Below are 23,858 nucleotides of genomic sequence, written 5' to 3' on the forward strand. Positions count from 1 at the left end.
GAGCCCGCGCCACTGAGCCCGCGCCACTGAGCCCGCCACCTTCCGCGCGCGAACGGCACTCTCACCCGAGCCTGTTGGGCGAAAGTGCCGTTCGCGCAGGCCCGGACCCGGCCTCAGCCGAACAGCACCTGGCTCACCGCGTAGATCGCCAGGCCCGCGAGCGCACCGACGACCGTGCCGTTGATGCGGATGAACTGGAGGTCGCGCCCGACCTGGAGCTCGACCTTGCGGCTGGTCTCCTCGGCGTCCCAGCGCGAGACGGTGTCGGTGATCAGCGTGGTGATCTCGCCGCGGTAGTGCCGCACGACGTAACCGGCGGCGTCGGCGAGCCAGCCGTCGAGCTTGGCGCGCAGCGCGTCGTCGGAGGACAGGCGCTGCCCCAGCGACAGCAGCCCGTCGCGCACGCGCACCCGCAGGGCGCTCGACGGGTCGGCGGCGGCGTCGAGGATCAGCCCCTTGACGAGGCCCCACGCGCCGCCGATGAACTTCTGCACGTCGGGGTGCCCGACGATCTGCTGCTTGATCTTTTCGGCGCGCTCGATGGTCTCGGGGTCGTTCTGCAGGTCGGTGGCGAACTCGTCGAGGTAGCGGTCGACGGCGAGGCGCAGCGGGTGCTGCGGGTCGGTCTTCACCGCCCACGCGAACGTCTGGACCTCGAGGAACACGCGGTCGGCGATCAGGTCGTCGACGAACCGGGGCGACCACGACGGCGCCCGCTCGTGCACCACCCGCAGCACCATCTCCTGGTTCTGCGACACCCAGTCGTAGGCGCGGTCGATGACGAGGTCGACGAGCCGGTGGTGCGACTGGTCCGACAGGATCCCCTCGAGCACCGTGCCCAGCGGCGGGCCGACCGGGCGCTCCATCAGCTTGCGCACGAGCACCTGGTCGATGACCTCCTGCACGTCCTCGTCGCGCAGGACGGTGACGACGCCGCGCGCCGCCGTGGCGAGCTCCGCGGTGACGCGGTCGGCGTTGGCCGGCTGGCCGATCCACGCGCCGACCCGCTGGGAGACCTCGACGCGCGCCAGCTTGTCGCGCACCACCGCCTCGGACAGGAAGTTCTCGCCGACGAAGTCGCCGAGGCTGTCGCCGATCATGTCCTTCTTCGTCGGGATGATCGCCGTGTGCGGGATCGGCAGCCCCAGCGGGCGCCGGAACAGCGCGGTGACGGCGAACCAGTCGGCCAGCGCGCCGACCATCGCGGCCTCGGCGGTGGCGCGGACGTAGCTGATCCACACCGGGCCGTCGGCCGACTCCCACCAGCGGGACGCCAGGAAGACGACGGCCGCCACCAGCAGCAGGCCGGTGGCCAGCGACTTCATCCTCCGGAGGTCACGGGCCTTCGTGGCGGGGTCCATGGACCCGATGCCGAGGCCGACCTCCACCACCGGCCGGGAACGGGGCGCGGGTGCCGCCGTTCGGGTGTTCTGCGGGGTCTGCACGAACCCATAGTGCCCGCGCACGCGAACCCCTGCGTGACCGGACGCGCTCCGGTCGGCGCCTCCCGGGGGCGTGTTGCCCCCATGGCCCCCGGGAGGCACCATCGCGTCCTGGTCATGGCCGGGGCCGATGGTGATCCACCGGCCCCGGCCAGAGTTCGGGGTGCGGCTGCGCCGGGAGGGAGAAGTGCCCCCTCCGGGCGCCGCACCTCGCCGGTCCCCCGGCGGTCCCGGCGCGGCTCGACGAGCCGCGGCAGCGGGACCGATCCGGTCCGGCGCGCGGTCGGCTAGGACCGCATCCCGGCTGCGACGGCAGCGGCGGGCCGCTGGGCGCCCGGATGCCTCTCGCGGTCGGACCGCCACCGGACGCTGCCGGCCGCGGCGGAGACGATCAGGTCTGCGGACGGGACGCGGTACCCGGTGAGCGCCGGCGCCACCCGCCAGTGCACCCAGCCGTCGGGCACCTGCGACGGCGGCGCGAGCACCGTCGCGCCCGCGGTGTGCAGGACGACCCCCTCGGTCGCCAGCAGGTCGGCCGGCAGCACCGCCCCCGCGGTCACCGGGTACCACCAGGAACCGGTGGGCGTGCCCGCCACCGGGACGACGAGGTCCACGGCCCGCAGCTGGGCGCAGACGCCGCGGCCGATCACCGCGGGCACCTCCAGCACGTCGAGCGTGGCCCCCGTGACCAGGTGCAGCTCGGTGGCCGACCCCTCGACCACCGGCCATCCGTGCACCGTGAACTCCCGCGCTGCCGCGCGCAGCTCCGCACCGTGGACGGTGCGGTAGCTGTCCCAGCCCGACATGTCTCGCTCCCCTGCGTCGCTGTCTTCCTGTGACACTCAACACCACCATCGACCTGCAGGGGACGCACCTGGAGTCCCCTAGCGGCGACCGTGCGTGACTCCGGGCCGAGCGGATCGCGGCGCCGCCGGGCGACGACGGGAGGCTGGGGGCAGCGGGCGACCGGTTCACGCCGGCGGGCCGACGGCTACTCCGTTCGGTCCACGCGCCGATCGCCGTCCGGCCGCCGTCGACCAGCGGCTGCGACGATGGCCCCATGATGCTGGTGACCGGTGCGACCGGGTTCCTCGGCAGTGCGCTCGTCGATCTGGCCGTGCGCCGCGGCCTGGAGGTGCGCGCGGCGGTGCGCGACGCCGGGCGCGCGCGGGCCCTGCTGCCCGCCGGCACGGACGTGGTCGTGGCCGACCTCGGCGACGTCGACGCGCTGACGCGGGCCGCCCGCGGCTGCACCGGCGTGCTGCACCTGGCGGGCTCGGTCGGGCACTCGCCGGAGGAGACGCGCCGCGTCAACGTCGACGGCACCCGGAGCGTGCTGTCCGCCGCGGCCGCCGCGGGCGTGCGGCGGTTCGTCTACACGAGCAGCAGCGCGGCGATCATGGACGCCGACGGGCTCCTCGCCGAGGAACCGGTCGGGCCGCCCGCGCTCACCGACGCCTACTCCGTGAGCAAGGCCGAGGCCGAGGCGGTCGTCCTGGCGGCCCCGGGGATCGAGGCGATGGTCGTCAACCCCGTCAACGTCTACGGGCCGAGCCCGCAGGGCCCGCACTCCTACAACGGGCTGTTCCTCGCGGCCGCGCGCGGGGAGGTCCCGGCCGTCGTCGACGCGACGGTGGGCTGGGTGCTCGCCGAGGACGCCGCGCTCGGGCACCTGCTCGCGCTCGAGCACGGCGAGCCGGGGCGGCGCTACCTGCTGTGCGGGGGCACGGCGACGTTCGGGCACGTGCTGCACGCGTTCGCCGGGCACGTCGGCGGGGAGCGGGTGCGGGTGCTGCCGCCCGGGTCGGCGCTGGGCGAGGACGCGGGCACGTTCGCGCGGCGCTCCGAGGTCTACGGGCGGTTCCCGCCGGTGCACGTCGACGACCGGGACGCGCGGGCGCTGGGGTTCGCGCCGCGCGGCGTCGACGAGGGGCTCGCGCTCACCGCGGCCTGGACCGGCGCGCTGCGCTGACGCTGCCGGGACGCCCCGGAGACGCCGGTGCCGGCGACCCCCCGTGGGGATCGCCGGCACCGGTGCTCGGTCCGGAGGGACCTCAGATCGGGCGGACCGTGTCGGCCTGGGGGCCCTTGGCGCCCTGGCTCGACTCGAAGTCGACCCGCTGGTTCTCCTCCAGCGTCCGGAAGCCGTCCGACTGGATGGCCGAGTAGTGGACGAAGACGTCCGGACCGTTGTCGTCGGTCGCGATGAAGCCGAAGCCCTTCTCGGCGTTGAACCACTTGACGGTGCCCTGCGGCATACCTGTTCTCCCACACGTGAAGCGGACCCGGCCGGCACTGTGCAGACCGGGGGCTGCGGGGCGGGACACGGGAACGGCGAGCGTGCGACGACCGTGGAGCCCGCCGTCGACTTGTCCACGGACGCTTCACAACGAGCGGGAAAGGCACGACTGCAACCGCGCGGAAACCTATCACGGGCCCACCGCCCCCGAGCGGTCCCCGAAAGCGTCGACGAAGATCGCGCAACGGGCCCGTCGCGGGCCGCGGACCAGGCACGACGCCATCACCCACGGTGAGATCGGCGGGCCGACACGCCTACCGCGGGTGACGATCTTGATCTTTCGGGGGACGTCGTCCCAGTCCTACCTCGACGGGTGACCGCGACGGCCCCGCGGGACGCCGGGCCGCACCCAGGGGGTGACGCCCGGCGCGGCGGGCCGTGTCACCACCCGGGCGTGGTCCCCCGATGCGGTCACGGCGGCGGCGGGCGTGACGGAACGGGACGCACGGGACGCCGGGGGCGGGCCGGCGGGGCTCCCGGGACCCTGGTGCCGCCAGGGGCCCCCGCGCATCATTCCGCCCGTCAGAACCGTCGACATCGGGGAGGGCTCCAGTGCGGGGTCGGAGAATTGCTCAGACGATCATCGTCGTGACGGCGAGCGGCGCTCTCGCCGTCCTCGGTGCCGGCGGCGCGAGCGCGGCGGTGCCGCAGCAGGTCGTGCCGGTGGTACCGGATCCGCCGACGCCGGTGGGCGGGCTGCTCAACGGCGTCCTGTCGACCCTGCAGGGCCTGCTGCCCGACCTGCTCGGCGGCGCCGTCCCGGCCGCGCCGGCCGTCCCCGTCGTCCCCGTCGACACCGCACTCGTGCCCGTCCCGGGCGGCCTCGCGGCGGTGCCCGCGGCGCCCGCGCTGCCGGCGGCGCCGCTGCCGGCCCTGCCCACCGACGCCGCGCTCGCCGCCGCCCCGGCGCTGCCCGCGGCGGGCGAGCAGCTGCCCGAGCCGCCGCTGCCGGACCCGTGCGCGCCCCTTCCCGCAGCTCCGGGCGTCGACGACCCGGCCGCGGCCCTCCCGGCCCTGCCCGCGGACGCGCCCGCGCTCCCGGCCCTGCCGGCCGACGTGCCCGCCCTGCCCGCCGACCCGGCGGCCGCGCTGCCGGTCGACCCGTCGGTGATCGACCCCACCACGGGGCTCCCCGTCGGCTGCCCGCCGGTCGGCGAGGTGCCCGGCGCGCCGGCCCTGCCCGGGCCCGGCGCCCTGCCCGACCCGGCCGCCGGCCTGCCGGCCCTGCCGGACCCGGCGCTGCCCGCGCCGGACCTGCCCGTCCCCGCCCTGCCCGCTCCCGACCTGCCCGCACCCGACCTGCCCGCGGACCTCCCGGCCCCGGCCCTGCCCGGCCTGCCGGACCCTGCGGCGGCCCTGCCCGCCCCGGCGCTCCCCGGGCTCGGCGGCTGATCCCCGCCACCGCCGCGGCGGCGCACCGGTCGGGTCCCTAGGAGCCCGGCCGGTGCGCTTCCGCGTCCGGCCGGGGCTCCTCGCCCAGTGGCCCGGTGAGACCCCGTTCGAGCGAGCGGAACACCGTGTCGAGCAGGTCCCGCAGCTCCCCGTCGTCGTGGCCGAGCCACCGCTCGTACGCGGCGAGGGCCACGCCGAGGCTCGCGTGCCCGACCGTCTGGGGCACGAGGTCGTCGGGCGACACCCCCAGCCGCGAGGCCACGTAGTCGGCGACGACCCGGCGCCACGCCGCGTAGCGCAGCGTCGAGTGCGCCTGCAGGGCCGGCGTGCCGAGGATCAGGCGCAGCCGGCTGCGGTGCCAGGGCTGCTCGTCGGGGTGCACCTCGTTGAAGTCCAGCACCGCGGCGCGGACCCCGTGCATCACGGGAACGTCGGGCGGTAGCGCCGCGAACGTGGCGCGCATGCGGTCGAGCTGCTCGTCGAACGCGCCCCACGGGATGTCGTTCTTGGAGGCGTAGTAGCGGAAGACGGTGCGGCGGCCGATCCCCGCGGCCGCGGCGATGTCGTCGACGGTGGTGCTGTCGAAGCCGCGGCGGGTGAACAGGTCGAGCGCGATGTGCTCGATCTCGACCCGGGACGTCACGGGACGGCGGCCGGACCGGCGGGGTCCGGCCGCTCCCACCCCGCTGCGCATGGCGGACACCGACGCCTCCTCGGGCGCAGCCCGCGCCCCCGTCGATCCTGCCACGGGCCGCCGGTCAGGACCCGCGGACCGGCCGCCCGTCGGCGGCGAGGGCCCCGTCGACCGTCCCGTCGACCCCGTCGACGGCGTGCAGCCCGTGCCGCACCAGGTTGCGGCCCGCGGCCTTGGCCGCGTAGAGCGCGGCGTCGGCGACCTCGAGCAGGCGGTCGAGGTCGGTGCCGTCGGCCGGGTAGGTGGCCACGCCGACCGAGACCGACACGTCGTCGAGCACGACCCGGCCGCCCGGGCCGGACACCTCGGGGCGCAGCTCGTCGATGCGGCGGCGGATGCGGTCGGCCACCGCCCCGGCGCTGGTGCGCAGGTCCTCGCCCTCGGTGGCGGCCAGCAGCACGACGAACTCCTCGCCGCCGTAGCGCCCGACGACGTCCTCGTCGCGCACCTCGGCGCGCAGCACGGCCCCGATGTCGGTGAGCACCTCGTCGCCCGCGAGGTGGCCGTAGCGGTCGTTGACGAGCTTGAAGTGGTCGAGGTCGAGCAGCAGCACCGCGACCGTGGCCTCCGCGTGCCGGGCCGCGCGCAGCGCCCGCTCGGCCTGCAGCCGCCAGGCCGCGGCGTTGAGCAGCCCCGTCTTGGCGTCGGTGCTCGCGGCCTCCTCGAACTGGCGGACCAGCACCGTGCGGTGCAGCACGACGAGCGGGGGCAGCGCGAGCAGCCCGTACTCGGCGCCGTAGACGGTGACGGCGGCCGCGAGCACCGCGCCCATCGCCAGCGTGGCCATCTCCAGCTGCAGCTCGTCGCGGTGGCCCACCGCGCGCCGCCACGTCGTGCGCGGCCCCGTCATCCGGATGGCCGCGACGACGAGCAGCAGGTTGACCGACGCGTACGCCACCACCGCCAGCGCGACGACGACGAGCCCGACCGGCGAGCGGAACAGGTCGCTGCCCCCCGCGAGCCGGGCGACGCCGGCGGCCGCGTGCACCGCGAGCACCACCGTGGCCGTGCTGAACACGACCCGGTACGGCGGGAACCCGGACGGGCGCCACGCCCGCAGGTAGAGGTGGGAGTAGACGAGCAGGACGACGGCCGTGGCCATGCACCCGGGGAGCAGCAGCGCGGCGGCGAACGTCCAGACCGAGCTGAGGTCCAGGTGCGGGGTCTCGTCGACCCGGCGTCGCAGCCGCTCGACGCTGAGCGCCGCCTCGGTGTGCAGGACGCCCGCGAGCGAGAGCCCCGCCACCGTCCACAGCCGCGCCGCCGTGACGTCGGGCGGGAAGACCGCGCCGTCGACGACGACGGCCAGCACCGCGAGCAGCTCGACCGCGACCAGCAGGGCGGTGAGCCGGCGCGGGATCGACCGGATGGCCCAGCCGGACGGCGCGACGGACCGGTGCGGTGACAGTGGAATGCCTCCTGCTCCCTCTCGCCCGTGCCGGGCACGGTCCGATCGCCTCTCGGGTGATCGTAACCGTCACGGTCGGCGAAAGAGAGCCGTCAGCCGACGCGGTGGTGGAAGTCGTCGTCCTCACGGTCGTCGCGGTCGTCGTCCCGGTCGTCGACCCCGTCGTCGTCGCGGTCGTCGTCGACCCGGTCGTCGTCGCGGTCGTCGACCCCGTCGTCGTCGCGGTCGTCGTCGCGGTCGTCGTCGCGGTCGTCGTCGCGGTCGTCGTCGCGGTCGTCGTCGGAGGTGCCGGCGGGTGCGGGCGGGGCGGGTGCGGGCGCCGTGGCGGCCGGCTGCGGCGCGACCACCGGGACGACCGGGGTGGTGGTGTCGCCGGAGCCGCACGCGGTGAGCAGTGCGGCGCCGGCGGCGAGTGCGAGGAGCGTCGTCTTCGTCATGGGAACGAGTCAACGGCTCCGGCGTGAGACGCGTCTGAGGTGGTTCTGAGACGGGTCTCATCTGGGGTCACCCCGGTCGTGCGGCCCCCCTCATGAGGTCGAGGACGGCGTGCTGCGCGGGTGTGGTCGTGGGGTCGGGACCGCCGTCGTCGGACACGGTGGCCATCGACCAGCAGGGGAAGACGCGCTCGGTCATCCCCGTCTGCAGCACGGTGACGGCCTCGTGGCGGGGGTCGAGCTCGATGCGGCAGTACAGCGACCGCACGGCGTCCTCCTCGCCCTCGAGGACCTGCACGAACACGTCGTCGGCGACGAGCAGTGCACCGGTGATCCGGTGGCGGCGACCGTGGTCGAGGGCGTCGCCGACGAGCTCACCGAGCGCCGCCCCGCGGTCGGGGGCGGGGCTCAGGTGCCGGCTCCGGTAGATCAGGCGGAAGACGAGGTCGGGGGCGCTGCGGCGTCTCGCGTTCCCCACGGCGTCTCCCTCCGGTCCGGCGACCGGGGTGCCGGTCGAGCGCCATCGTGGGTGTCCCTGATCACGGGGGACGTCTCAGTTTGCGACCGTGACGGGAACGGGATCCGCGGTCGTCGCCGTGGTCGACGGCGATGCCGTGCGGGGCCAGGTCCAGGCCAACCGGAGGATGACCGCCAGCACGATCAGTTCCAGTACGACGCCGAGCCCGTAGTAGTACGTCCAGGACCCGCCCACCACGTTGAACGTCGCGTAGGGGACCTGGACCGATGCCACGACGAGGTTCGTGATCCGGTTCGCGCGGGCCGGCAGCACGGCGGACAGCACCACCATCAGGATCGGGACGGCCATGAGCGCCAGCACCGTGACCGCCCAGACCTGGGTGATGTCGAAGACGAAGACGACGCCGGCCAGGATGTCGTCGATGGTGCCCGGCTTGTAGAAGCCGATGATGTCCACGTAGGCGTACAGGAACATGAAGCTCGTCCATGCTGCCGCGAGCTTCGCCTGCACCGGCACGTGCAGGGACTCCAGCGCGGTGGCGGTGTTCTTCGGTGATCTCATCTCGTGCTCCTTCGTTCCGGTCGGTTGATCGGTGACTCACGATCGCCGACCTCGACGACGGGCGGATCGGTCTCCGGGCTCGTGTTCGACCGGCCGGTGGAACGGTTCGTCCCTCGTGCTTCCGGCCGGTGCGCCGCCCCTCACGCTCCCGAGCGGATCGTCGTCAGCCGGGGATGCGGCCCGTCTCGTACGCCCACATCGCGATCTCGACGCGGTTGCGGGCGTCGAGCTTGCGCATGAGGCTCGCGAGGTGGGTCTTGACGGTGCTGAGGCTGATGTGGAGGTCGTCGGCGATCTCGCTGTTGGTCCGGCCCCGGGCGACCGGGATCACGATCTCCTCCTCCCGGCTGGTGAGCGGTTCGACGAGCGGCACCGGTGCGGGTCTCGCACGGGTGTCGGCGAAGGCGGCGAGGAGCCGCGCGGTGATGCTCGGGGCGATCAGGGCGTCTCCCCGGGCGGCCGCGTGCACCGCCTGCGTGAGCAGGGCGGGGCCGGCGTCCTTGAGCAGGAAGCCCCGGGCGCCGGCCTTCAGGGCCCCGTGCACGTACTCGTCGAGGTCGAAGGTGGTGATCACGACGACCGCCAGCGGGTCGTCGACGCCGGGGCCGGCGAGCTGCCGGGTGGCCTCGATCCCGTCCACCCGGGGCATGCGGATGTCGAACAGGCACACGTCGGGGCGGAGCGTGCGGGCCAGGTCGACCGCCGCACGGCCGTCCGCGGCCTCACCGACGACGTCGATGCCGGGCTGGGCGTCGAGGATCACGGCGAGTCCGGCACGGACGATGTCCTGGTCGTCGGCGATGAGCACGCGGATGGTCATGTCGTCGCGACGCTCTTCGGCAGCACCGCGTCGACCGTCCAGCCGCCGTCCGGGTCGGGTCCGGCCCGGAGGGTGCCGCCGAGCAGGCTCGCCCGTTCGGCCATGCCGACGAGGCCGTAGCCCGGGGCCGCGTGGCCGGTGGTCCTCGCACCGCCGTCGTCGCGGACGGTCAGGCGCACCCGTCCGCCCTCGTCGGCGACGTGGATGGTGACCCGGGTCGCGTGGCGGGCGTGGCGCACCGCGTTGGTGACCGCCTCCTGGGCGATCCGGTGGAGGGCGGTCCCCACGGAGGGGTGGAGGTCGTCGAGGTCACCGGACAGGTGCACGTCGACGTGGGGCAGCTCACCGACGCTGCGGGCGAGCCGACCGATGTCGGCGACACCCGGGTGCGGGGCGAGGTCGGGCTCCGTCCCGTCGCGCAGGACGCCGACCATGGCGCGCATCTCCTCGAGCGTCCGCGACGCCGCTTCCTCGATGGTCTCGAGCGTGGCCAGGGCACGGTCGGGGTGGGACGCCGCCAGGGCGCGCCCGGCCTGGGCCTGGATGGCGATGGCCGAGACGTGGTGACCGACCGTGTCGTGGAGCTCGCGCGCGAGCTGGTTGCGCTGGCGGAGCTCGGCCTGCTCGATGTCGCGGACGCGGGCGCCTGCGTGGTAGCGGATCGACGTGCCGAGCGCGGCGGAGAGCAGGAAGAACCCGTACCCGGCCGCCACCTCGGCCGGGTCGGTGGGGACGACGGCGAGCGTGACGGCGAGCCAGACGAGGATCATCCCCAGGCCGATCACGGCCTCCCGGCCGGCTCCCCAGCGGAACAGCGAGTACGGGAGCACCAGCACGGCCACGATGCTGGTGAGTCCGGTCCCGTCGATCGCGACGATCCTCGCGACGTCGAACGCGATCAGCGTGCCGAACGCGACCGCCACCGCGCCCAGGGGACGGGTGCGTCGGTACAGCAGAGCGAGCACGATCACGAGGCTGACGGTGAGCACGACCGGGCTCGGGGCCACGTCGTCGCGGACCACGGTCTCGATGACCGACCACGGCACGAGCACGGCGACGAGCGCCCGGTCCCGCCACACCCGGACGGGCGGACTCGGAGGGCGGGGTTCGGCCCACAGCGCCCGGAGGGCGCTTCTCACCATGCCCGCAGCGTAGAGAAACCGCGCCCGTGGCGGACCAGCCGAAAGCACGAGGCACGTCTCGTTCCTGCGCCCGGGACAGCTCGAGCCCGCAGACGGAAGAGGATCGACGCGTGGGACAGCGGATCCGCTGGTCGGAGATGTGGCCAGGGGCGGGGTCGAACCGCCGACCTACCGCTTTTCAGGCGGTCGCTCGTACCAACTGAGCTACCTGGCCGGGCGGTCCGGTGGGACACCGGACCGTGGTGGAGCGACCCAGACGGGACTCGAACCCGCGACCTTCGCCGTGACAGGGCGACGCGCTAACCAACTGCGCCACTGGGCCTTGCTTCGTGCTATGGAGATGTCGAGCGGTGTAACCGTACCCCCAACGGGATTCGAACCCGCGTTGCCGCCTTGAAAGGGCGGAGTCCTAGGCCACTAGACGATGGGGACTCGGGCAGCCGAGGCCGTCCGTGCCGTCCACGACTGTCCGTTGGGAGCCCGCCAAGCATAGGACAGGCCCTCGGGGCCCTCGCACCGGGGGTCGGCTCAGCGGCTGACCGGCGGCGGGAGGTCCGGCGTGGAGGAGATGAGGCCGAGCATGTCGAGCAGCTCGTGCAGGTCCTCGGTGGTCGACGAGTTCTCGGCGACGACCTTGCGCGCGCGGTGCAGCTGGTCGTCGCTGACGCGGTACGCGTCCGATGCGGTGCGCTGGGTCGGGATCGGGCCGGTGACCCGGTCGCCGGTCTCGCGTCGCGCGCTTCCGATACCGCCGGTCATCGCAGCCTCCCCGCCCCCGTGGCCACCCCCGTGACCGTGACCGAGACGTTACCTATCGGGGGTCCCCCGCGCACGCCCCTTCCCGAGTGAGTGCGCCCCGCGGTCGTGACTCTGCGGAGTGGTGCGACCACCGGTGTCGGCGCAGGACGTGACCTCTGCCACCATGTCCCCAGCCCGTTCGAGGAGGTCCGATGGCTGTCGAGGCACCGTTCCGCACGCACGTCACCGTCGCCGGCATGACGTGCCGGCACTGCGTGATGTCGGTCACGGAGGAGGTCTCCGAGATCGACGGCGTCAGCGCCGTGGACGTGCGCCTCGACGACGGCCTCGTCACCGTGCTGGGCGACCGCGACATCGAGCGCGACGAGATCGCCGCCGCCGTCTCCGAGGCGGGCTTCGAGCTCGTCGGCTGAGACCGGCACAGCGCTCACGACCGACCCGGCGGCCCGTGCCGCCGTAGGGTGCCGGGCATGCCGTCCGACCGCCGTGCGCGCCGCCGTCCGTCGGGCCCCGGGCCCGAAGCGCACGATCCCGAGCTCGACTCCTACCTCGCCGCGCTCGCACCAGGCTCCGAGGAGCACCCGACGGAGCTGACCGGCCGCTTCGGCTCGGCCCAGGTCTTCCAGCTCCGCCTGCCCGCGCTGCGCATCGAGCAGCTGCGGCGGATCGCGCAGGAACGCGGCGTCTCGCCGGGCGCGCTGGCCGTCGACTGGGTCGTGGAGCGCCTCGACCGCGAGGACACCCCCACGGGTCCGCTCGCCGTCGTCGAGCAGGCGGAGAAGCGCCGCCGCGGGCCGCTGAGCCGGCTGGGCCGCCGCTCCTCCCCCTCCTAGAGGTCCCTCAGGGACCGGAGACCAGCACCCGGCTCTCCCCGCCGTCGAGGCAGGGGCTGCCGGAGAGCAGCGCGGGGTCGAGCGCGTCGGCCAGAGCGCGGTAGCCCGCGGCCGAGAGGTGCAGGCCGTCGCCGGAGTCGAAGGCGGGCGCGAGCCGGGAGGCGTCGGCCGGGTCGGCGACGGCCGCGGCGAAGTCGGCCACCCCGTCGGCGTGCTCGACACCGTGGGCGCGGACCCAGGCGTTGACCGACTCCCGGGTGGCGATCGCCTCCGGCGTGCCGTGCGCCCCCGTCGCGGACGGCGTGATCGTCGTCAGCACCACGCGGGTGCCGCCGGCGTGCGCGCGCTCGGCGAAGGCCACCATCCCCGCGACGATCGCGTCGGCCTTGCGGCCCGCGGCGATGTCGTTGGTGCCGATGTGCAGCACGACGTCGGTGGCCGCGCCGACGTCGCGGTCGTAGCGCGAGAGCGGGGAGTCGCCGTCGACGAGCGGGGCGTCGGACAGCAGCTGGTTGCGCGAGATCCCCGAGTTGAGCACGGCCATGACCGACGGGCCGCCCGCGGCGGTGAGGCGGCGCGACAGGGCGTCGGACCACCGCTCCCCCGGGCCGGCGCCGACGCCGTCGGTGATCGAGTCACCGATCGTGACGACGGAGTTCACCGGGCGCGGCGCCAGGACGTCGACGCCGGTGAGCACCATCCACGACGTGACGGGCGTGTCGAACGCGGCGCCGTCGTCGGCCAGCGCGGCGTCGCCGGGCCGGGACAGGTACGAGGTCTGCAGCGCCACGCCGTGCTGGGTGAGCACGTCGGGCGGGGTCACCAGGAACAGGCTGACGGCGAGCGGCCGGCCGACCTCGGCGACGAGCGCCACCGGGTCGCTGACGGCCTCGGCCCCCGGCGCCACCGTGACGCCGGACAGCCCGCCGAACGCGACCGGTCGCATCGTGCCGGGCACCAGCCCCGCGGCGCCGTCGGACCAGCCTGCGGACACCGTGCCGACCTGCATCGGGGTGGCGCCGTAGGCGTTGGACAGCCGGACCCGGACCTGCGAGCCGGTGACCTGCGGGACCACCACCATCCGCAGCGTGCGGCCGGCGAGCGACGGGTCGGCGGGGCCGGGCTGCGCGGCGGCGTGCCAGGCGCCCGCCCAGGCCGGCGCGCAGTCGGGGCCGGACGAGGCCGCGGCGCCGTAGCCGGCCGTCCCCGGCTCGCGGTCGGTGAGGGCGAACGCCCCGAGGAGGCAGATCAGCGCGGCGGCGGCGACGAGCCCTCGAACCCCGTTGCGCACCCGTGCCCCAGCCCCCATCGCGCGTCCCACCAGACCCCTCGTTCCGCCGTCCCGCAGTGTCATCGCCGGGACCACCGCGTTCGTGACGACACACGTCGCTCGAACGGGTAGTAGGCAATCCATTACGTAGGGTCGAACGAGCGGGACCACCCGTTCGTGAGTCGGCCGATCGGGTGGTCACGTTACGTCGAAGCGATATCGCTCTCCGTGGTGGACACGACGGGGGCGGGGAACGGTTCCTCACCACCTGACCAGGTGAACCGCCCCGGCCCGGCGGGTTCAGGGGATGACGACGGGCCGCGCGCCCTGCGGATCGCGGGCCAGCGCCGCCCGGCGGGCCGCGGCCCAGGCGTGGCCGGTGCTGCGCGGCGGCGTGCCGTCGACGATCCAGCGCTCCAGGAGCAGGCCGACCTTCGACGTCATCTCGGTGCGCAGGCGCAGGAACGACTCCTCCGGGTCGGGGCCGACCTCGCCGAGCAGCAGCCACCACGCCCACGCCGCCGCGCCCGCGTTGGCGACGAAGTCGGGCAGCACCGGGATGCCGCGCGCGGTGAGCATCGCCTCGGCCTCGGGGGTGGTGGCGGTGTTCGCCGCCTCGACGACGACCTTCGCGGCCACGTCGAACGAGTTGTCCGGCGTGATCGCGTAGGAGATCGCGGCCGGGATGAGGATGTCGGCGGCCGTGCCGATCACCGCGGTGCGCGGCAGGCGCCGCACGTCGGCGGGCACGCGGGCGCGGTCGATCTCGCCGAAGGCGTCGCGCGCGGCGAGCAGGGCGGGGACGTCGAGCCCGCCCGGGTGGAACAGCGTCCCGGCCGCGTCGGCGACGGCGACCACGCGCATCCCCGCCGCGTGCAGGTGGTGCGCCGCGGCGCCGCCCATCGTGCCGACGCCCTGCACCGCGACGGTCGTGCCGGGCAGCGACCACTGCCACGCCTGCGCGGCGGCGAGGCAGGCCTGCGCCACGCCGTAGCCGCCGATGACGTCGCCGAGCAGCCCGCCGTCGACCGGCGCGTCCAGTCCGGCGCGCACGCGGCGCAGCGTGGCCTCCGGGTCGGCCGAGCGGGAGATGGCCGCGTGGTAGCTCTGGCCCAGCCCGATGCGGGCGAACACGTCGTCGATGAGGTGCTGCGGCACGCCGAGGTCCTCGGCCGTGACCCAGTAGCCCTCCAGCCACGGGCGCACGGCCTCGCAGAAGCGGGTCAGCACGTCGACGGCGCGGGGGTCGCGCGGGTCGAGGTCGATGCCGCCCTTCGCCCCGCCGACGGGCAGGTCGAACACGGCGGTCTTGGCGGCCATGCCGCGGGCGAGGTCCTCCACCTCGGCCAGCGTGCAGCCCGCGCGCATCCGGGTGCCGCCGGTGGCCAGGCCCGAGACCAGCAGGTGGACGACGAGGTAGCCGAGGGTGCCGGTGACCGGGTCGGTCCAGGTCAGGCGGATCAGCGGGTCGCGGTCGATCGCCCCGGGCTCGCGGGTGGCGACCTCCACGGCCTTCGTCGGGTCCTGCATCGTGGTCACGCCGCCACCTCGTCCTTCTCGTTCCGCCGGTGCTCCCCACCCTGCGGCCGCGTCCGGCGGGGGGTCCAGTTACGAAACCTGCACGGCGGCGTTCACCGGTGCTTACGCTGGCCGCGTGGACCTCTCGCTGCAGCGCCTGCGGATGCTGCGCGAGCTGCGCAGGCGCGGCACCGTCACGGCCGCCGCGGCGGCGCTGCACTACACGGCGTCGGCGGTGTCCCAGCAGCTCGCGCAGCTCGAGCGAGACGTCGGCAGCTCGCTGTTCGAGCGGCTCGGGCGGCGCGTGCAGCTCACCAACACCGGGCTCGTCCTGGCCGACCACGCCGAGGAGATCCTCGGCGCCGTCGAGCGCGCGACGCTGGCGCTGGAGGAGGCGCAGTCGTCGGTCTCGGTGCGGCTGACGGCCGGCGTGTGGGCGTCGGTCGCGTCCGGGCTGCTGCCCGCGGCGCTGGCCGCCCTGGCCGCCGAGCACCCCGGGATCGCCGTGCGCACGCGCGAGCTGGCGCCGGAGGAGACGGCGGGCGCGGTGCGCGACGGCGCCCTCGACTTCTCGTTCGTCATCGAGTACTCGACCTACCCGATGACCTGGGACCCCGGGCTGGAGCGGGTGGTGATCGCGGTCGAGCGGCTGCACGCCGCCGTGCCCGCCGGCGCGCTGCCTCTGCCGACCGTGGACCTGCCCGACCTCGCCGAGCACCCGTGGATCCTGTCCGGGCCGCGCTCGCACTTCGGGCGCGCCGTGCGGACCGCCTGCCAGCGCGCCGGGTTCGAGCCGCGCGTCGAGCACGAGGTGGGCGAGCAGGCCACGGCACTGGCGATGGTCGCGGCCGGGCTGGGCGTCACCCTCGTCTCCGACCTCGGCCTCGCGCTGTGCCCGCCCGGCGTCGACGTCCGGGCGGTGACCGAGCCGATCACCCGGACGGTCTCGATCGCCCACCGCACCGGCACCGCCCGGCGCACGTCGCTGCACCGGGTGATCGACGCCGTGCGCACCGAGGCCGCCGCGCGCGGCCTCGGGGCGCAGTGACCCGCACGGGCTGTGCGGGCACGCCGCCCGGCCCCGGTGACCGGGGCCGCGCGACGGCGTCGGGGGCGAGCGGTCAGACGACGCCGCGGCCCACGTGGGGGCTCACCTGGGACGTCCCCTGGGCGTAGCCGCGCATCGCGCTGACCACGGGGTCGGCCTCCCTGGTGTCGTGGCTCGGCTCGGGGGGATCGCCGTCGTTGCGGTTGCTCAGGCTGGGCATGCCCGAGGGCTGGTCGTTGTCCGAGACGCGCGCCATCGACCAGCGCGCGAAGGCTCTGCTCTCCACGGGTTCGGCCTCCAGCAGCGTGACGGCCTCGTGCCGGGAGTCCTTCGCGATCTTCTCGTACAGCGCTCTGACGGTGGCCTCCTCGCCCTCCAGCGTCTGCACGACGTAGTCCTGCCAGACGAGCAGGGCGCCGGTCACCTCGCGGGCGGAGTTCTTCGAGCGCGACGCGTCGAGGATCGAGGCCAGCTCGGCCCGGCGCTCCTCCGGCGGAACGGTCAGCTGACTGCGGTAGACGAGGCGGAACAGGGGTGTGTCAGCCATGGGTCGTCCTCCTGGGTGATGGATCGCCCGACCACGGTGGCGGGCGTTTCAAACCGTAACCCGGTGTGATCCGCCCCACATGTCGATCTTGCCCGACGCACTAGAGTCCCGCCGCAAGAGTCGAGGAGGACATGACGTGGGTGTGTACGACGAGTTGTTCACGGCGAGCGTGGAGGACCCCGAGCGCTTCTGGCTCGACGCGGCCACGGCGATCGACTGGCACGTCGCGCCGACGCGGGCGCTGGACGACTCGCGGCCCCCGTTCTACCGGTGGTTCCCCGACGGCGAGCTGAACGTCTGCCACAACGCGCTGGACCGCCACGTCGACGCCGGGCACGGCGACCGGCCCGCGCTGGTCCACGACTCGCCGGTCACCGAGTCGCAGCGGACGTTCACCTACCGCGAGCTGCGCGACGAGGTGGCGGCCTTCGCCGGCGTGCTGGCCGGGCTGGGCGTCGGGCGCGGCGACCGCGTCGTGATCTACCTGCCGATGATCGCCGAGGCCGCGGTCGCGATGCTCGCGTGCGCGCGGATCGGGGCGGTGCACTCGGTCGTGTTCGGCGGGTTCGCGCCGAAGGAGCTCGCCGTCCGCATCGACGACGCCACGCCGTCGGTGATCGTCTCGGCGTCCTGCGGCATCGAGGGCAAGCGGGTCATCGAGTACAAGCCGCTGCTGGACAAGGCGATCGAGCTGGCCTCGCACCGCCCGGAGCACTGCGTGATCCTGCAGCGCCCGCAGGCCGAGGCCGCGATGGGCGAGCGCGACGTCGACTGGGCGTCCGCGGTCGCCGGCGCCACGCCGGCCGACTGCGTGCCGGTGAAGGCCACCGACCCGCTCTACATCCTCTACACCTCGGGCACGACCGGGAAGCCGAAGGGCGTGGTGCGCGACGGCGGCGGCTACGCGGTGGCGCTGAACTGGTCGATGCCGAACGTGTACGACGTCGGGGCCGGGGAGACGATCTTCACCGCGTCCGACGTGGGGTGGGTCGTCGGGCACTCCTACATCGTCTACGCGCCGCTGCTGGCCGGGGCCACGACCGTGCTCTACGAGGGCAAGCCCGTCGGCACGCCCGACGCGGGGCAGTTCTGGCGGGTCGTGGCCGAGCACGGGGTCAAGAGCCTGTTCACCGCGCCGACGGCGTTCCGGGCGATCAAGAAGGAGGACCCGAACGGCGAGTACGCCCGCAAGTACGACCTGTCGTCGCTGAAGTACCTGTTCCTCGCGGGCGAGCGCCTGGACCCCGAGACCTACCGGTGGGCCGCGGACCTGCTGGAGATCCCGGTGATCGACCACTGGTGGCAGACCGAAACGGGTTGGCCGATCGTCGCGAACCCGGCCGGGATCGAGCTGCTGCCGGTCAAGCCCGGCTCGCCGACGCGGCCGCTGCCCGGGTGGGACGTGCAGGTCCTCGACGCGAACGGCAAGCCCGTCGAGGCGGGCACGGACGGCGCGATCGTGGTGAAGCTGCCGATGCCGCCCGGCTCGCTGCCGACGCTGTGGAACGACGACGAGCGCTTCCTGTCGTCGTACATGAACGCGTTCGAGGGCTACTACCTCACCGGTGACGGCGGCCGGCTCGACGAGGACGGCTACGTCTACGTCATGGGCCGCACCGACGACGTCATCAACGTCGCGGGGCACCGGCTGTCCACCGGCGGCATGGAGGAGGTCCTCGCCTCGCACCCGGACGTCGCCGAGTGCGCGGTGATCGGCGTGGCCGACAGGATGAAGGGGCAGGTCCCGCGCGGGTTCGTCGTCCTCAAGGCCGGGGTGGAGCGCGACGAGGACGAGCTGCGGGCCGAGCTCGTGCAGCTCGTGCGCGACCAGGTCGGGGCCGTGGCGAGCCTCAAGGACGTCGCCGTCGTGGCGGCGCTGCCCAAGACGCGCTCGGGCAAGATCCTGCGCAAGACCATGCGCGGCATCGCCGACGGCGCCGACGAGCCGGTGCCCGGCACGATCGACGACGCGTCCGTCCTCGACGCCCTGAGGCCGGTGCTGCGACGGGAGTGACGCAGGGGGCGCGGATGACGCACGGGACGGGGCCGGTCGGAGCAATGTGAGCCGGATCTCCCACTGTCGGGTAACGCCTGGTCACAGCGCGCGATGTCTGAGTGCACGGCCGACGCTCCCCCACGGCGGCCGCACCACCGTCGTTGCCCGAGAGGATCCCCGACTCTCATGGAACTGCCCCGCCTCCCGCGTGCGGCCGCGCTCTGCGCCGCGCTGAGCGCCGCCCTCGTCCTCGGCATGGCCGGAACGGCCATCGCCTTCTCGCCACCCGACCCGCCGCTCGCGCAGTACGCGCCCGCGCAGGTCGTCGTCCCGGCCCAGCCGCCGGCGACGGCCCCGGCGCTCGCCAACCGGCCCCCGGCCCCGTGAGGGGCAGGGTCCGCGCCGCGGCCGTCCTCGCCGCGCTGGTCGGCGGGCTGCTGCTCGCCGGCTGCGCCGCGCCGCTCGCCGTCTCCCCCGCCGCGTTCTCCACGCCCGTGTCGCGCTCGGTCGTGCCGCTGGCGGCCACCCCGCAGGCGCCCGCGCTGGTGCCGGTGCCCGAGGCGGCCCCCGCCGTGCCGCCGCTGCGCCCGGTCGACCGGCTGGTGCAGTCGCCGCCCGCGGAGCTCGCGGTGCCCGCGATCGGCGTCCGCACCGACCGGATCGACCCGCTGTCCCCCGACGCGGGCGGCGTGCTCGCCGCCACCCCGGAGCCCGCGACGACCGGCTGGTTCACCGGCGGGCCGACGCCCGGCGCCGACGGCCCCGCGGTGATCGCCGGGCACGTCGGGATGGGCGGCGCCGCCGGCCCGTTCGCGCACCTGGCCGAGGTCGTCGCCGGGGACGAGGTGTCGGTCCGCCGCGCCGACGGCACCGACGCCGTCTTCACCGTCTACCGGGTGGAGCGGGTGGCCCGCGAGGCCTTCCGCGCCGCCGAGGTCTACGGCGACACCGCGGGCCCGGAGCTGCGCCTGATCACCTTCGGCGGCGTCTTCGACCGCGGTGCGGGCCCCTACCCGGACAACGTGGTCGTCTGGGCCCGCCTGGCCGGCGTCCGCTGAGGGTCGCCTTCGGTGACGGGCGCCCGACCGCCGGTGCACGATGGCGGCATGAAGGTAGAGGTGGATTTCGACCTGTGTGAGTCCAACGCCGTGTGCATGGGCATCGCCCCGGAGGTGTTCGAGGTCAGGGACGACGACTTCCTGTACATCCTCGACGAGAACCCCGGCGAGGAGCTGCGCCCCAAGCTCGAGGAGGCCGTGCAGGCCTGCCCGCGGGCGGCGATCAAGCTGGTCGGCTGACCCGGGGCTGATCCCGGTCCGGGGCCTGGGCGCGCAGCGAGTACAGCAGCGGCAGCCGCGGCACGCCGGCGGGCCAGGTCCACCAGCCGTCCCCGGCGGCGGCCATGTCCGGCCACCGCCGCCACGGGCTGACGTCGTGCTCGGCGAACGACGTGAGCCGCAGCCCGGCCCGCGTGACGGCCTCGATCACGGTGCCGATGCCGTGCGTCCACTCGTAGCTCACGGGCGCCGCGAGCTCTCCCGTGCCCTCGTAGCTCTGCGCGCTCTCGACCCGGATCGCCCCGGACGGCAGGTAGGGCCAGTCGAGCACCACGCCGGGCCAGGCCTGCTCGTCCGCGGCGGCGTTCATCAGCGGGTGGAACTCGACGACGTGCAGCACGCCCCCGGGGCGCAGCAGGTCGGCGACGACGCGCGCCCACGCCGTCAGGTCGGGCAACCAGCACAGCGCGCCCTTGCCCGTGTAGACCACGTCGAACCGGCGGCCGCCCAGCGCGGCGACGGCGTGCTCGACGTCGCTCTCGACGTACTCGACCTCCACCCCGCACTCCGCGGCGAGCGCGCGGGCCGCCGCCACCGACGCGGGCGAGAGGTCGAGCCCGACCGCGCGGGCCCCGTGGCGGGCCAGGCAGACCGTGTCGGTGCCGAGGTGGCACTGCAGGTGCAGCACGTCGCGGTCGCGGACGTCCACGGCGGCGTACTCGAAGTCGGCGAGGCGCTGCTGCCCGGCGCGCAGCGCGTCGAGGTCGTAGCCGCCGTCGAGGTGCACGGGGACCCGCGCGTCCCAGTTGGCCCGGTTGGCCGCGATCATCTCCGCCTGCTCCACCCGTCCAGTGTCACGGGGGCGGCAAGGGGGTTCCGGTGGTTGCCGCGACGCCCGGCAGGGCAGAAGATCGAGCGAGCCGCGACCGTCCCCTGAGGAGATCTGCCGATGACCACCGTCTGGAACACCCCGCTGACGCCGCTGGCGTTCCTGCGCCGCTCCGCGGAGGTGTACCCGGACAAGACCGCGATCGTGTACGGCGAGCGGCGCCACACCTACGCGCAGTTCGCCGCCGAGGCCACGCGGATCGCGCACGCGCTGCGCGGGTCGGGCGTCGAGAAGGGCGACCGCGTCGCGTACCTGCTGCCCAACATCCCCGAGATGCTGGTGGCGCACTTCGCGGTGCCGCTGGCCGGGGCGGTGCTGGTCGCGATCAACACGCGGCTGTCCACCGAGGAGGTCCGCTACATCCTCGACCACTCCGGCGCGAAGGTCCTGGTCGTCGACGCGGCGCTGCACCCCACCGTCGCGCCGGTGGCCCGGGAGCTCAAGACCGTCGAGGAGATCATCACGGTGATCGACCCGGCGAACCCGGGCGACGGCACCGGCAGCGGCGTCACCTACGACGACCTGCTCGCCCGCGGCAACGACGAGCCGCTGCCCTGGGCCGTCGACGACGAGGACGGCACGATCTCGATCAACTACACCTCGGGCACCACGGGCAAGCCCAAGGGCGTGATGTACCACCACCGCGGCGCGTACCTGAACTCGTTCGGCGAGATCGTGCACTCCGCGCACAGTCCCGACAGCGTCTACCTGTGGACGCTGCCGATGTTCCACTGCAACGGCTGGTGCACGCCGTGGGCGCTCACCGCCATCGGCGGCACCCACGTGTGCCTGCGCGAGGTGCGCGGCGACGCGATCTGGCAGCAGATCACCGAGCACGGCGTGACGCACCTCAACGGAGCCCCGACCGTCGTCACGACGATCATGCGGGCGCCCGAGGCCGTCACGCTGGACTACCAGCTCGTGATCACCACCGCCGGCGCGCCGCCCTCGCCCACCACCATCCTGCAGATGGAGGAGATGGGCTTCCGGATCGTGCACGTCTACGGGCTCACCGAGACCTACGGGCCGTACTCGGTGAACCAGTACCAGCGCGCCTGGGACGACCTGCCGGCCGAGGAGCGCGCGTCGCTGCAGGCCCGCCAGGGCGTCGGCATGATCTGCGCCGACTGGCTGCGCGTCGTCGACGAGGACATGAACGACGTGCCCGCCGACGGCGTCGCGATGGGCGAGATCGTGATGCGCGGCAACAACGTCATGAAGGGCTACTACGAGGACCCGGCCGGCACCGAGAAGGCGTTCGCGGGCGGCTGGTTCCACTCCGGCGACCTCGGCGTCATGCACCCCGACGGGTTCGTGGAGCTGCGCGACCGCGCCAAGGACGTCGTCATCTCGGGCGGGGAGAACATCAGCACGGTGGAGGTCGAGCAGGCCGTCGTGTCGCACCCGGCCGTGCTGGAGGCCGCGGTGATCGGCGTGCCCGACGAGCAGTACGGCGAGCGGCCCAAGGCGTTCGTGGTGCTGGCCGAGGGGGGGTCGGCGACGCCCGAGGAGCTGATCGAGCACGTGAAGTCGAGGATCGCGCGGTACAAGGCGCCCAAGACCGTCGAGATCGTCGACGAGCTGCCGAAGACCTCGACGGGCAAGGTGCAGAAGTTCGAGCTGCGGGAGAAGGAGTGGGGCGGGGAGGCCAGCCGCATCCGCGGGTGACCCATCCCGCGCACCCACCCGGCGTCAGCCCAGCTCGGCGTCGTCGATCCAGGAGCCGTGGAAGCCGGCCGGCACGCCGCGGGGCAGCGTGACCGCCGCGACCGGGGCGCCGGCGACGTCGGTGGCGTCGAGCACGAGGAGCTGCGACGCGCTGCCGTCGCGGCGGGTCGTGATCGTCAGCAGCCAGCCGTCGTCCTCGGCGCGGCCCGGCGCCGCGGAGGGCACGAAGACGGCCTCGCCCGCCACCGTGTCGGCGTCGAGCACGTGCTCGGCGGCGCGGCCGTGCTCGGTGTCGAACTGGACGATCCCCGAGCGGCCCCGGGCCTCGGTGACGGCGTAGCGGTAGCGGGCGGCGCGGCCGACGCGCTCGTCGTCGACGGTGGGGAACTCGACGTGCAGGTCGTGCAGCACCTCCTCGGAGGCGCGCCCGGTGGCCGGGTCGAGCGTCCACCGGTGCATCCGGGCCAGGCCGGTGGCGGCGGCCCCGGAGACGATCCCGTCGGGGTCGGTGCCAATGCCGTCCCACATCGCGACGGCGTCGGCCGCGGCGTAGCGGGCCCCGTCGACGACCACCCGGCCCGCGGCGTCGGTGTGGGCGTTGCCGATGTGGAAGGTGAAGCTCGGCTCGACGTCGAACCAGGTCACCTCGCCCGGGCGGTCCAGCGGCATGACGCCCATCCGGGCCCCGTACGCGTCGTCCCAGGCGAAGGGCATGCCCTGCGCCAGCCGCTCCATCGAGAACGTGATCGGCAGGTCGAGGAACACGGCGTGCCGGTCGGTGATCGCGAAGTCGTGGTTCATCGTGGGGCCGGGCACGGCGATGTCGGCGCTGGTCACGAGCTCGCCGTCGGCCGAGAGCCGGTGGTAGGTGAGGTAGGGCGGCAGGACGCCGTAGCCGAAGAAGTGCAGCTCACCGGTGACCGGGTCGGTCTTGGGGTGGGCGGTCATGGCGGTGGTGAGGCGCCCGCCGAAGTCGTACGGGCCGACCGTGTCGAGCTCCGGGGTGACCACGTGCGGGTGGCTGCTCTCGACCAGCGCCATGATCCGGCCGGCGTGCGCGACCACGTGGGTGTTGGCGACGCCGACCGAGAGGTCGATGCCCTCGGGGCCGAACATCGAGCGCCCCTCCAGGGCGCCGGTGCGGACCCAGCGGTTGCGGTACCACTCCGCGCGCCCGCCGCGCAGCCGCACGCCGTGCAGCATCCCGTGGCCCGTGAACCAGTGCGGCGACACCTCGCCGGGCAGCGGGTTCGGGCCGTTGCGGAAGTACCGCCCGGTCAGCTCGGGCGGGATCGCGCCCTCGACCGGCAGGTCGGTGGCCTCGATCTCGTCGGGGACCGGCGCGAAGTGGCCGGTCATGTGCAGCGGCGCGGTGGCGGTCAT

Annotated in this window: 26 protein-coding genes and 3 tRNA genes; 10 read left to right on the forward strand and 19 right to left on the reverse strand. The window is 74.5% G+C overall.

Translation table 11 applies throughout. From position 1 onward, the window contains the following. Window positions 1-113: 113 nt before the first annotated feature. Together HOP40_RS04955 and HOP40_RS04960 are read right to left on the reverse strand one after the other, a co-directional pair. Window positions 114-1,361, reverse strand: a complete 1,248-nt coding sequence (locus HOP40_RS04955) for a DUF445 domain-containing protein (protein ID WP_172167868.1) — start codon at window positions 1,359-1,361, stop codon at window positions 114-116. Window positions 1,362-1,729: 368 nt separating this feature from the next. After that, entirely contained in the window at window positions 1,730-2,248 is a 519-nt protein-coding gene (locus HOP40_RS04960; RefSeq protein ID WP_172155093.1) for a hypothetical protein, read from the reverse strand. Window positions 2,249-2,502: 254 nt separating this feature from the next. On the opposite strand from HOP40_RS04960, the gene HOP40_RS04965 reads away from it, so the two are divergent. After that, a complete protein-coding gene (locus HOP40_RS04965) occupies window positions 2,503-3,414 on the forward strand; it encodes an NAD-dependent epimerase/dehydratase family protein (protein ID WP_172155094.1) in 912 nt (303 codons plus the stop codon). 82 nt (window positions 3,415-3,496) lie between these two features. On the opposite strand, the gene HOP40_RS04970 is transcribed toward HOP40_RS04965, so the two are convergent. Then, window positions 3,497-3,700, reverse strand: coding sequence for a cold-shock protein (locus tag HOP40_RS04970; protein WP_094921020.1), 204 nt, complete (start codon window positions 3,698-3,700; stop codon window positions 3,497-3,499). A gap of 629 nt (window positions 3,701-4,329) precedes the next feature. Here HOP40_RS04970 and HOP40_RS04975 point away from each other — a divergent pair. Next, on the forward strand, window positions 4,330-5,133 hold the full coding sequence (locus tag HOP40_RS04975; protein WP_172155096.1) for a hypothetical protein: 804 nt from the start codon (window positions 4,330-4,332) through the stop codon (window positions 5,131-5,133). Between the two features lie 37 nt (window positions 5,134-5,170). Here the strand turns inward: HOP40_RS04975 and mftR are convergent, their stop codons facing one another. The 11 genes from mftR to HOP40_RS05030 form a co-directional block, all read right to left on the reverse strand. Then, window positions 5,171-5,827 carry a mycofactocin system transcriptional regulator gene (gene mftR / locus HOP40_RS04980; RefSeq protein ID WP_172167870.1) on the reverse strand — a complete coding sequence of 219 codons (657 nt, stop codon included), beginning with the start codon at window positions 5,825-5,827 and terminating at the stop codon, window positions 5,171-5,173. Window positions 5,828-5,891: 64 nt separating this feature from the next. Continuing rightward, window positions 5,892-7,139: a GGDEF domain-containing protein gene (locus HOP40_RS04985; RefSeq protein ID WP_172155098.1), complete on the reverse strand. Its 1,248-nt coding sequence runs from the start codon at window positions 7,137-7,139 to the stop codon at window positions 5,892-5,894. A gap of 188 nt (window positions 7,140-7,327) precedes the next feature. After that, window positions 7,328-7,672: a hypothetical protein gene (locus HOP40_RS04990; RefSeq protein ID WP_172155100.1), complete on the reverse strand. Its 345-nt coding sequence runs from the start codon at window positions 7,670-7,672 to the stop codon at window positions 7,328-7,330. Between the two features lie 67 nt (window positions 7,673-7,739). Beyond that, window positions 7,740-8,147 carry a BLUF domain-containing protein gene (locus tag HOP40_RS04995; RefSeq protein ID WP_205347084.1) on the reverse strand — a complete coding sequence of 136 codons (408 nt, stop codon included), beginning with the start codon at window positions 8,145-8,147 and terminating at the stop codon, window positions 7,740-7,742. Between the two features lie 75 nt (window positions 8,148-8,222). Continuing rightward, window positions 8,223-8,708: a DUF6326 family protein gene (locus tag HOP40_RS05000; protein WP_172155102.1), complete on the reverse strand. Its 486-nt coding sequence runs from the start codon at window positions 8,706-8,708 to the stop codon at window positions 8,223-8,225. 163 nt (window positions 8,709-8,871) lie between these two features. Continuing rightward, the gene (locus tag HOP40_RS05005; protein WP_172155104.1) at window positions 8,872-9,528 is read right to left on the reverse strand and encodes a response regulator; all 657 of its coding nucleotides are present in this window, start codon (window positions 9,526-9,528) and stop codon (window positions 8,872-8,874) included. Beyond that, entirely contained in the window at window positions 9,525-10,670 is a 1,146-nt protein-coding gene (locus HOP40_RS05010) for a sensor histidine kinase (RefSeq protein ID WP_172155106.1), read from the reverse strand. Before HOP40_RS05010 ends, HOP40_RS05005 begins: the two co-directional genes overlap by 4 nt. A gap of 140 nt (window positions 10,671-10,810) precedes the next feature. Then, a tRNA-Phe gene (locus HOP40_RS05015) sits at window positions 10,811-10,884 on the reverse strand. Between the two features lie 34 nt (window positions 10,885-10,918). Continuing rightward, window positions 10,919-10,992 (reverse strand) — tRNA-Asp (locus tag HOP40_RS05020). Window positions 10,993-11,029: 37 nt separating this feature from the next. Beyond that, window positions 11,030-11,102: transfer RNA gene (locus HOP40_RS05025), tRNA-Glu, on the reverse strand. Window positions 11,103-11,198: 96 nt separating this feature from the next. Then, window positions 11,199-11,429: a hypothetical protein gene (locus HOP40_RS05030; protein ID WP_172155108.1), complete on the reverse strand. Its 231-nt coding sequence runs from the start codon at window positions 11,427-11,429 to the stop codon at window positions 11,199-11,201. Between the two features lie 191 nt (window positions 11,430-11,620). On the opposite strand from HOP40_RS05030, the gene HOP40_RS05035 reads away from it, so the two are divergent. Together HOP40_RS05035 and HOP40_RS05040 are read left to right on the forward strand one after the other, a co-directional pair. Then, the gene (locus HOP40_RS05035) at window positions 11,621-11,842 is read left to right on the forward strand and encodes a heavy-metal-associated domain-containing protein (protein WP_172155110.1); all 222 of its coding nucleotides are present in this window, start codon (window positions 11,621-11,623) and stop codon (window positions 11,840-11,842) included. Window positions 11,843-11,899: 57 nt separating this feature from the next. Next, window positions 11,900-12,262, forward strand: coding sequence for a hypothetical protein (locus HOP40_RS05040; RefSeq protein WP_172155112.1), 363 nt, complete (start codon window positions 11,900-11,902; stop codon window positions 12,260-12,262). Window positions 12,263-12,269: 7 nt separating this feature from the next. Here HOP40_RS05040 and HOP40_RS05045 read toward each other — a convergent pair whose 3' ends face one another. Next, window positions 12,270-13,571, reverse strand: coding sequence for a GDSL-type esterase/lipase family protein (locus HOP40_RS05045; protein WP_172155114.1), 1,302 nt, complete (start codon window positions 13,569-13,571; stop codon window positions 12,270-12,272). Window positions 13,572-13,832: 261 nt separating this feature from the next. Then, on the reverse strand, window positions 13,833-15,062 hold the full coding sequence (locus HOP40_RS05050) for a Glu/Leu/Phe/Val dehydrogenase (RefSeq protein ID WP_172167874.1): 1,230 nt from the start codon (window positions 15,060-15,062) through the stop codon (window positions 13,833-13,835). 124 nt (window positions 15,063-15,186) lie between these two features. Between HOP40_RS05050 and HOP40_RS05055 the strand changes: the two genes are divergently transcribed. After that, window positions 15,187-16,098: a LysR family transcriptional regulator gene (locus HOP40_RS05055; RefSeq protein ID WP_172155116.1), complete on the forward strand. Its 912-nt coding sequence runs from the start codon at window positions 15,187-15,189 to the stop codon at window positions 16,096-16,098. 73 nt (window positions 16,099-16,171) lie between these two features. Here HOP40_RS05055 and HOP40_RS05060 read toward each other — a convergent pair whose 3' ends face one another. After that, window positions 16,172-16,645, reverse strand: a complete 474-nt coding sequence (locus HOP40_RS05060; protein ID WP_172155118.1) for a BLUF domain-containing protein — start codon at window positions 16,643-16,645, stop codon at window positions 16,172-16,174. A gap of 136 nt (window positions 16,646-16,781) precedes the next feature. Here HOP40_RS05060 and HOP40_RS05065 point away from each other — a divergent pair, with 136 nt between their 5' ends. The 4 genes from HOP40_RS05065 (at window position 16,782) to HOP40_RS05080 (ending at window position 19,939) form a co-directional block, all read left to right on the forward strand. After that, window positions 16,782-18,659 (forward strand): propionyl-CoA synthetase, encoded by a 1,878-nt coding sequence (locus HOP40_RS05065; protein ID WP_172155120.1) that lies wholly within the window; start codon window positions 16,782-16,784, stop codon window positions 18,657-18,659. A 168-nt stretch (window positions 18,660-18,827) separates the two neighbouring features. Beyond that, the gene (locus HOP40_RS05070) at window positions 18,828-19,028 is read left to right on the forward strand and encodes a hypothetical protein (protein ID WP_172155122.1); all 201 of its coding nucleotides are present in this window, start codon (window positions 18,828-18,830) and stop codon (window positions 19,026-19,028) included. Continuing rightward, a complete protein-coding gene (locus HOP40_RS05075) occupies window positions 19,025-19,699 on the forward strand; it encodes a sortase domain-containing protein (protein ID WP_172155124.1) in 675 nt (224 codons plus the stop codon). Before HOP40_RS05070 ends, HOP40_RS05075 begins: the two co-directional genes overlap by 4 nt. Before the next feature lie 48 nt (window positions 19,700-19,747). Continuing rightward, window positions 19,748-19,939 (forward strand): ferredoxin, encoded by a 192-nt coding sequence (locus HOP40_RS05080; protein WP_141279898.1) that lies wholly within the window; start codon window positions 19,748-19,750, stop codon window positions 19,937-19,939. Here HOP40_RS05080 and HOP40_RS05085 read toward each other — a convergent pair. Further along, complete coding sequence (locus tag HOP40_RS05085; protein WP_240157516.1) at window positions 19,923-20,762, reverse strand: class I SAM-dependent methyltransferase; 840 nt, start codon at window positions 20,760-20,762, stop codon at window positions 19,923-19,925. The two genes, HOP40_RS05080 and HOP40_RS05085, sit on opposite strands and share 17 nt — an antisense overlap. Window positions 20,763-20,867: 105 nt before the next feature. On the opposite strand from HOP40_RS05085, the gene HOP40_RS05090 reads away from it, so the two are divergent. Continuing rightward, on the forward strand, window positions 20,868-22,475 hold the full coding sequence (locus HOP40_RS05090) for an acyl--CoA ligase family protein (protein WP_172155126.1): 1,608 nt from the start codon (window positions 20,868-20,870) through the stop codon (window positions 22,473-22,475). A gap of 24 nt (window positions 22,476-22,499) precedes the next feature. Here HOP40_RS05090 and HOP40_RS05095 read toward each other — a convergent pair whose 3' ends face one another. Beyond that, a complete protein-coding gene (locus tag HOP40_RS05095) occupies window positions 22,500-23,858 on the reverse strand; it encodes a carotenoid oxygenase family protein (protein WP_172155128.1) in 1,359 nt (452 codons plus the stop codon).

The sequence above is a fragment of the Pseudonocardia broussonetiae genome, from assembly GCF_013155125.1.
Taxonomy (GTDB): Bacteria; Actinomycetota; Actinomycetes; order Mycobacteriales; family Pseudonocardiaceae; genus Pseudonocardia; species Pseudonocardia broussonetiae.

What these genes read in the sequence shown, in the direction of transcription:
- HOP40_RS04955 (WP_172167868.1), bottom strand. Translation starts at nt 1,361, where the DNA reads ATGGACCCCGCCACGAAGGCCCGTGACCTCCGGAGGATGAAGTCGCTG.
- HOP40_RS04960 (WP_172155093.1), bottom strand. Translation starts at nt 2,248, where the DNA reads ATGTCGGGCTGGGACAGCTACCGCACCGTCCACGGTGCGGAGCTGCGC.
- HOP40_RS04965 (WP_172155094.1), top strand. Translation starts at nt 2,503, where the DNA reads ATGATGCTGGTGACCGGTGCGACCGGGTTCCTCGGCAGTGCGCTCGTC.
- HOP40_RS04970 (WP_094921020.1), bottom strand. Translation starts at nt 3,700, where the DNA reads ATGCCGCAGGGCACCGTCAAGTGGTTCAACGCCGAGAAGGGCTTCGGC.
- mftR (WP_172167870.1), bottom strand. Translation starts at nt 5,827, where the DNA reads ATGCGCAGCGGGGTGGGAGCGGCCGGACCCCGCCGGTCCGGCCGCCGT.
- HOP40_RS04990 (WP_172155100.1), bottom strand. Translation starts at nt 7,672, where the DNA reads ATGACGAAGACGACGCTCCTCGCACTCGCCGCCGGCGCCGCACTGCTC.
- HOP40_RS05000 (WP_172155102.1), bottom strand. Translation starts at nt 8,708, where the DNA reads ATGAGATCACCGAAGAACACCGCCACCGCGCTGGAGTCCCTGCACGTG.
- HOP40_RS05005 (WP_172155104.1), bottom strand. Translation starts at nt 9,528, where the DNA reads ATGACCATCCGCGTGCTCATCGCCGACGACCAGGACATCGTCCGTGCC.
- HOP40_RS05010 (WP_172155106.1), bottom strand. Translation starts at nt 10,670, where the DNA reads ATGGTGAGAAGCGCCCTCCGGGCGCTGTGGGCCGAACCCCGCCCTCCG.
- HOP40_RS05030 (WP_172155108.1), bottom strand. Translation starts at nt 11,429, where the DNA reads ATGACCGGCGGTATCGGAAGCGCGCGACGCGAGACCGGCGACCGGGTC.
- HOP40_RS05035 (WP_172155110.1), top strand. Translation starts at nt 11,621, where the DNA reads ATGGCTGTCGAGGCACCGTTCCGCACGCACGTCACCGTCGCCGGCATG.
- HOP40_RS05040 (WP_172155112.1), top strand. Translation starts at nt 11,900, where the DNA reads ATGCCGTCCGACCGCCGTGCGCGCCGCCGTCCGTCGGGCCCCGGGCCC.
- HOP40_RS05045 (WP_172155114.1), bottom strand. Translation starts at nt 13,571, where the DNA reads ATGGGGGCTGGGGCACGGGTGCGCAACGGGGTTCGAGGGCTCGTCGCC.
- HOP40_RS05050 (WP_172167874.1), bottom strand. Translation starts at nt 15,062, where the DNA reads ATGCAGGACCCGACGAAGGCCGTGGAGGTCGCCACCCGCGAGCCCGGG.
- HOP40_RS05060 (WP_172155118.1), bottom strand. Translation starts at nt 16,645, where the DNA reads ATGGCTGACACACCCCTGTTCCGCCTCGTCTACCGCAGTCAGCTGACC.
- HOP40_RS05070 (WP_172155122.1), top strand. Translation starts at nt 18,828, where the DNA reads ATGGAACTGCCCCGCCTCCCGCGTGCGGCCGCGCTCTGCGCCGCGCTG.
- HOP40_RS05080 (WP_141279898.1), top strand. Translation starts at nt 19,748, where the DNA reads ATGAAGGTAGAGGTGGATTTCGACCTGTGTGAGTCCAACGCCGTGTGC.
- HOP40_RS05090 (WP_172155126.1), top strand. Translation starts at nt 20,868, where the DNA reads ATGACCACCGTCTGGAACACCCCGCTGACGCCGCTGGCGTTCCTGCGC.
- HOP40_RS05095 (WP_172155128.1), bottom strand. Translation starts at nt 23,858, where the DNA reads ATGACCGCCACCGCGCCGCTGCACATGACCGGCCACTTCGCGCCGGTC.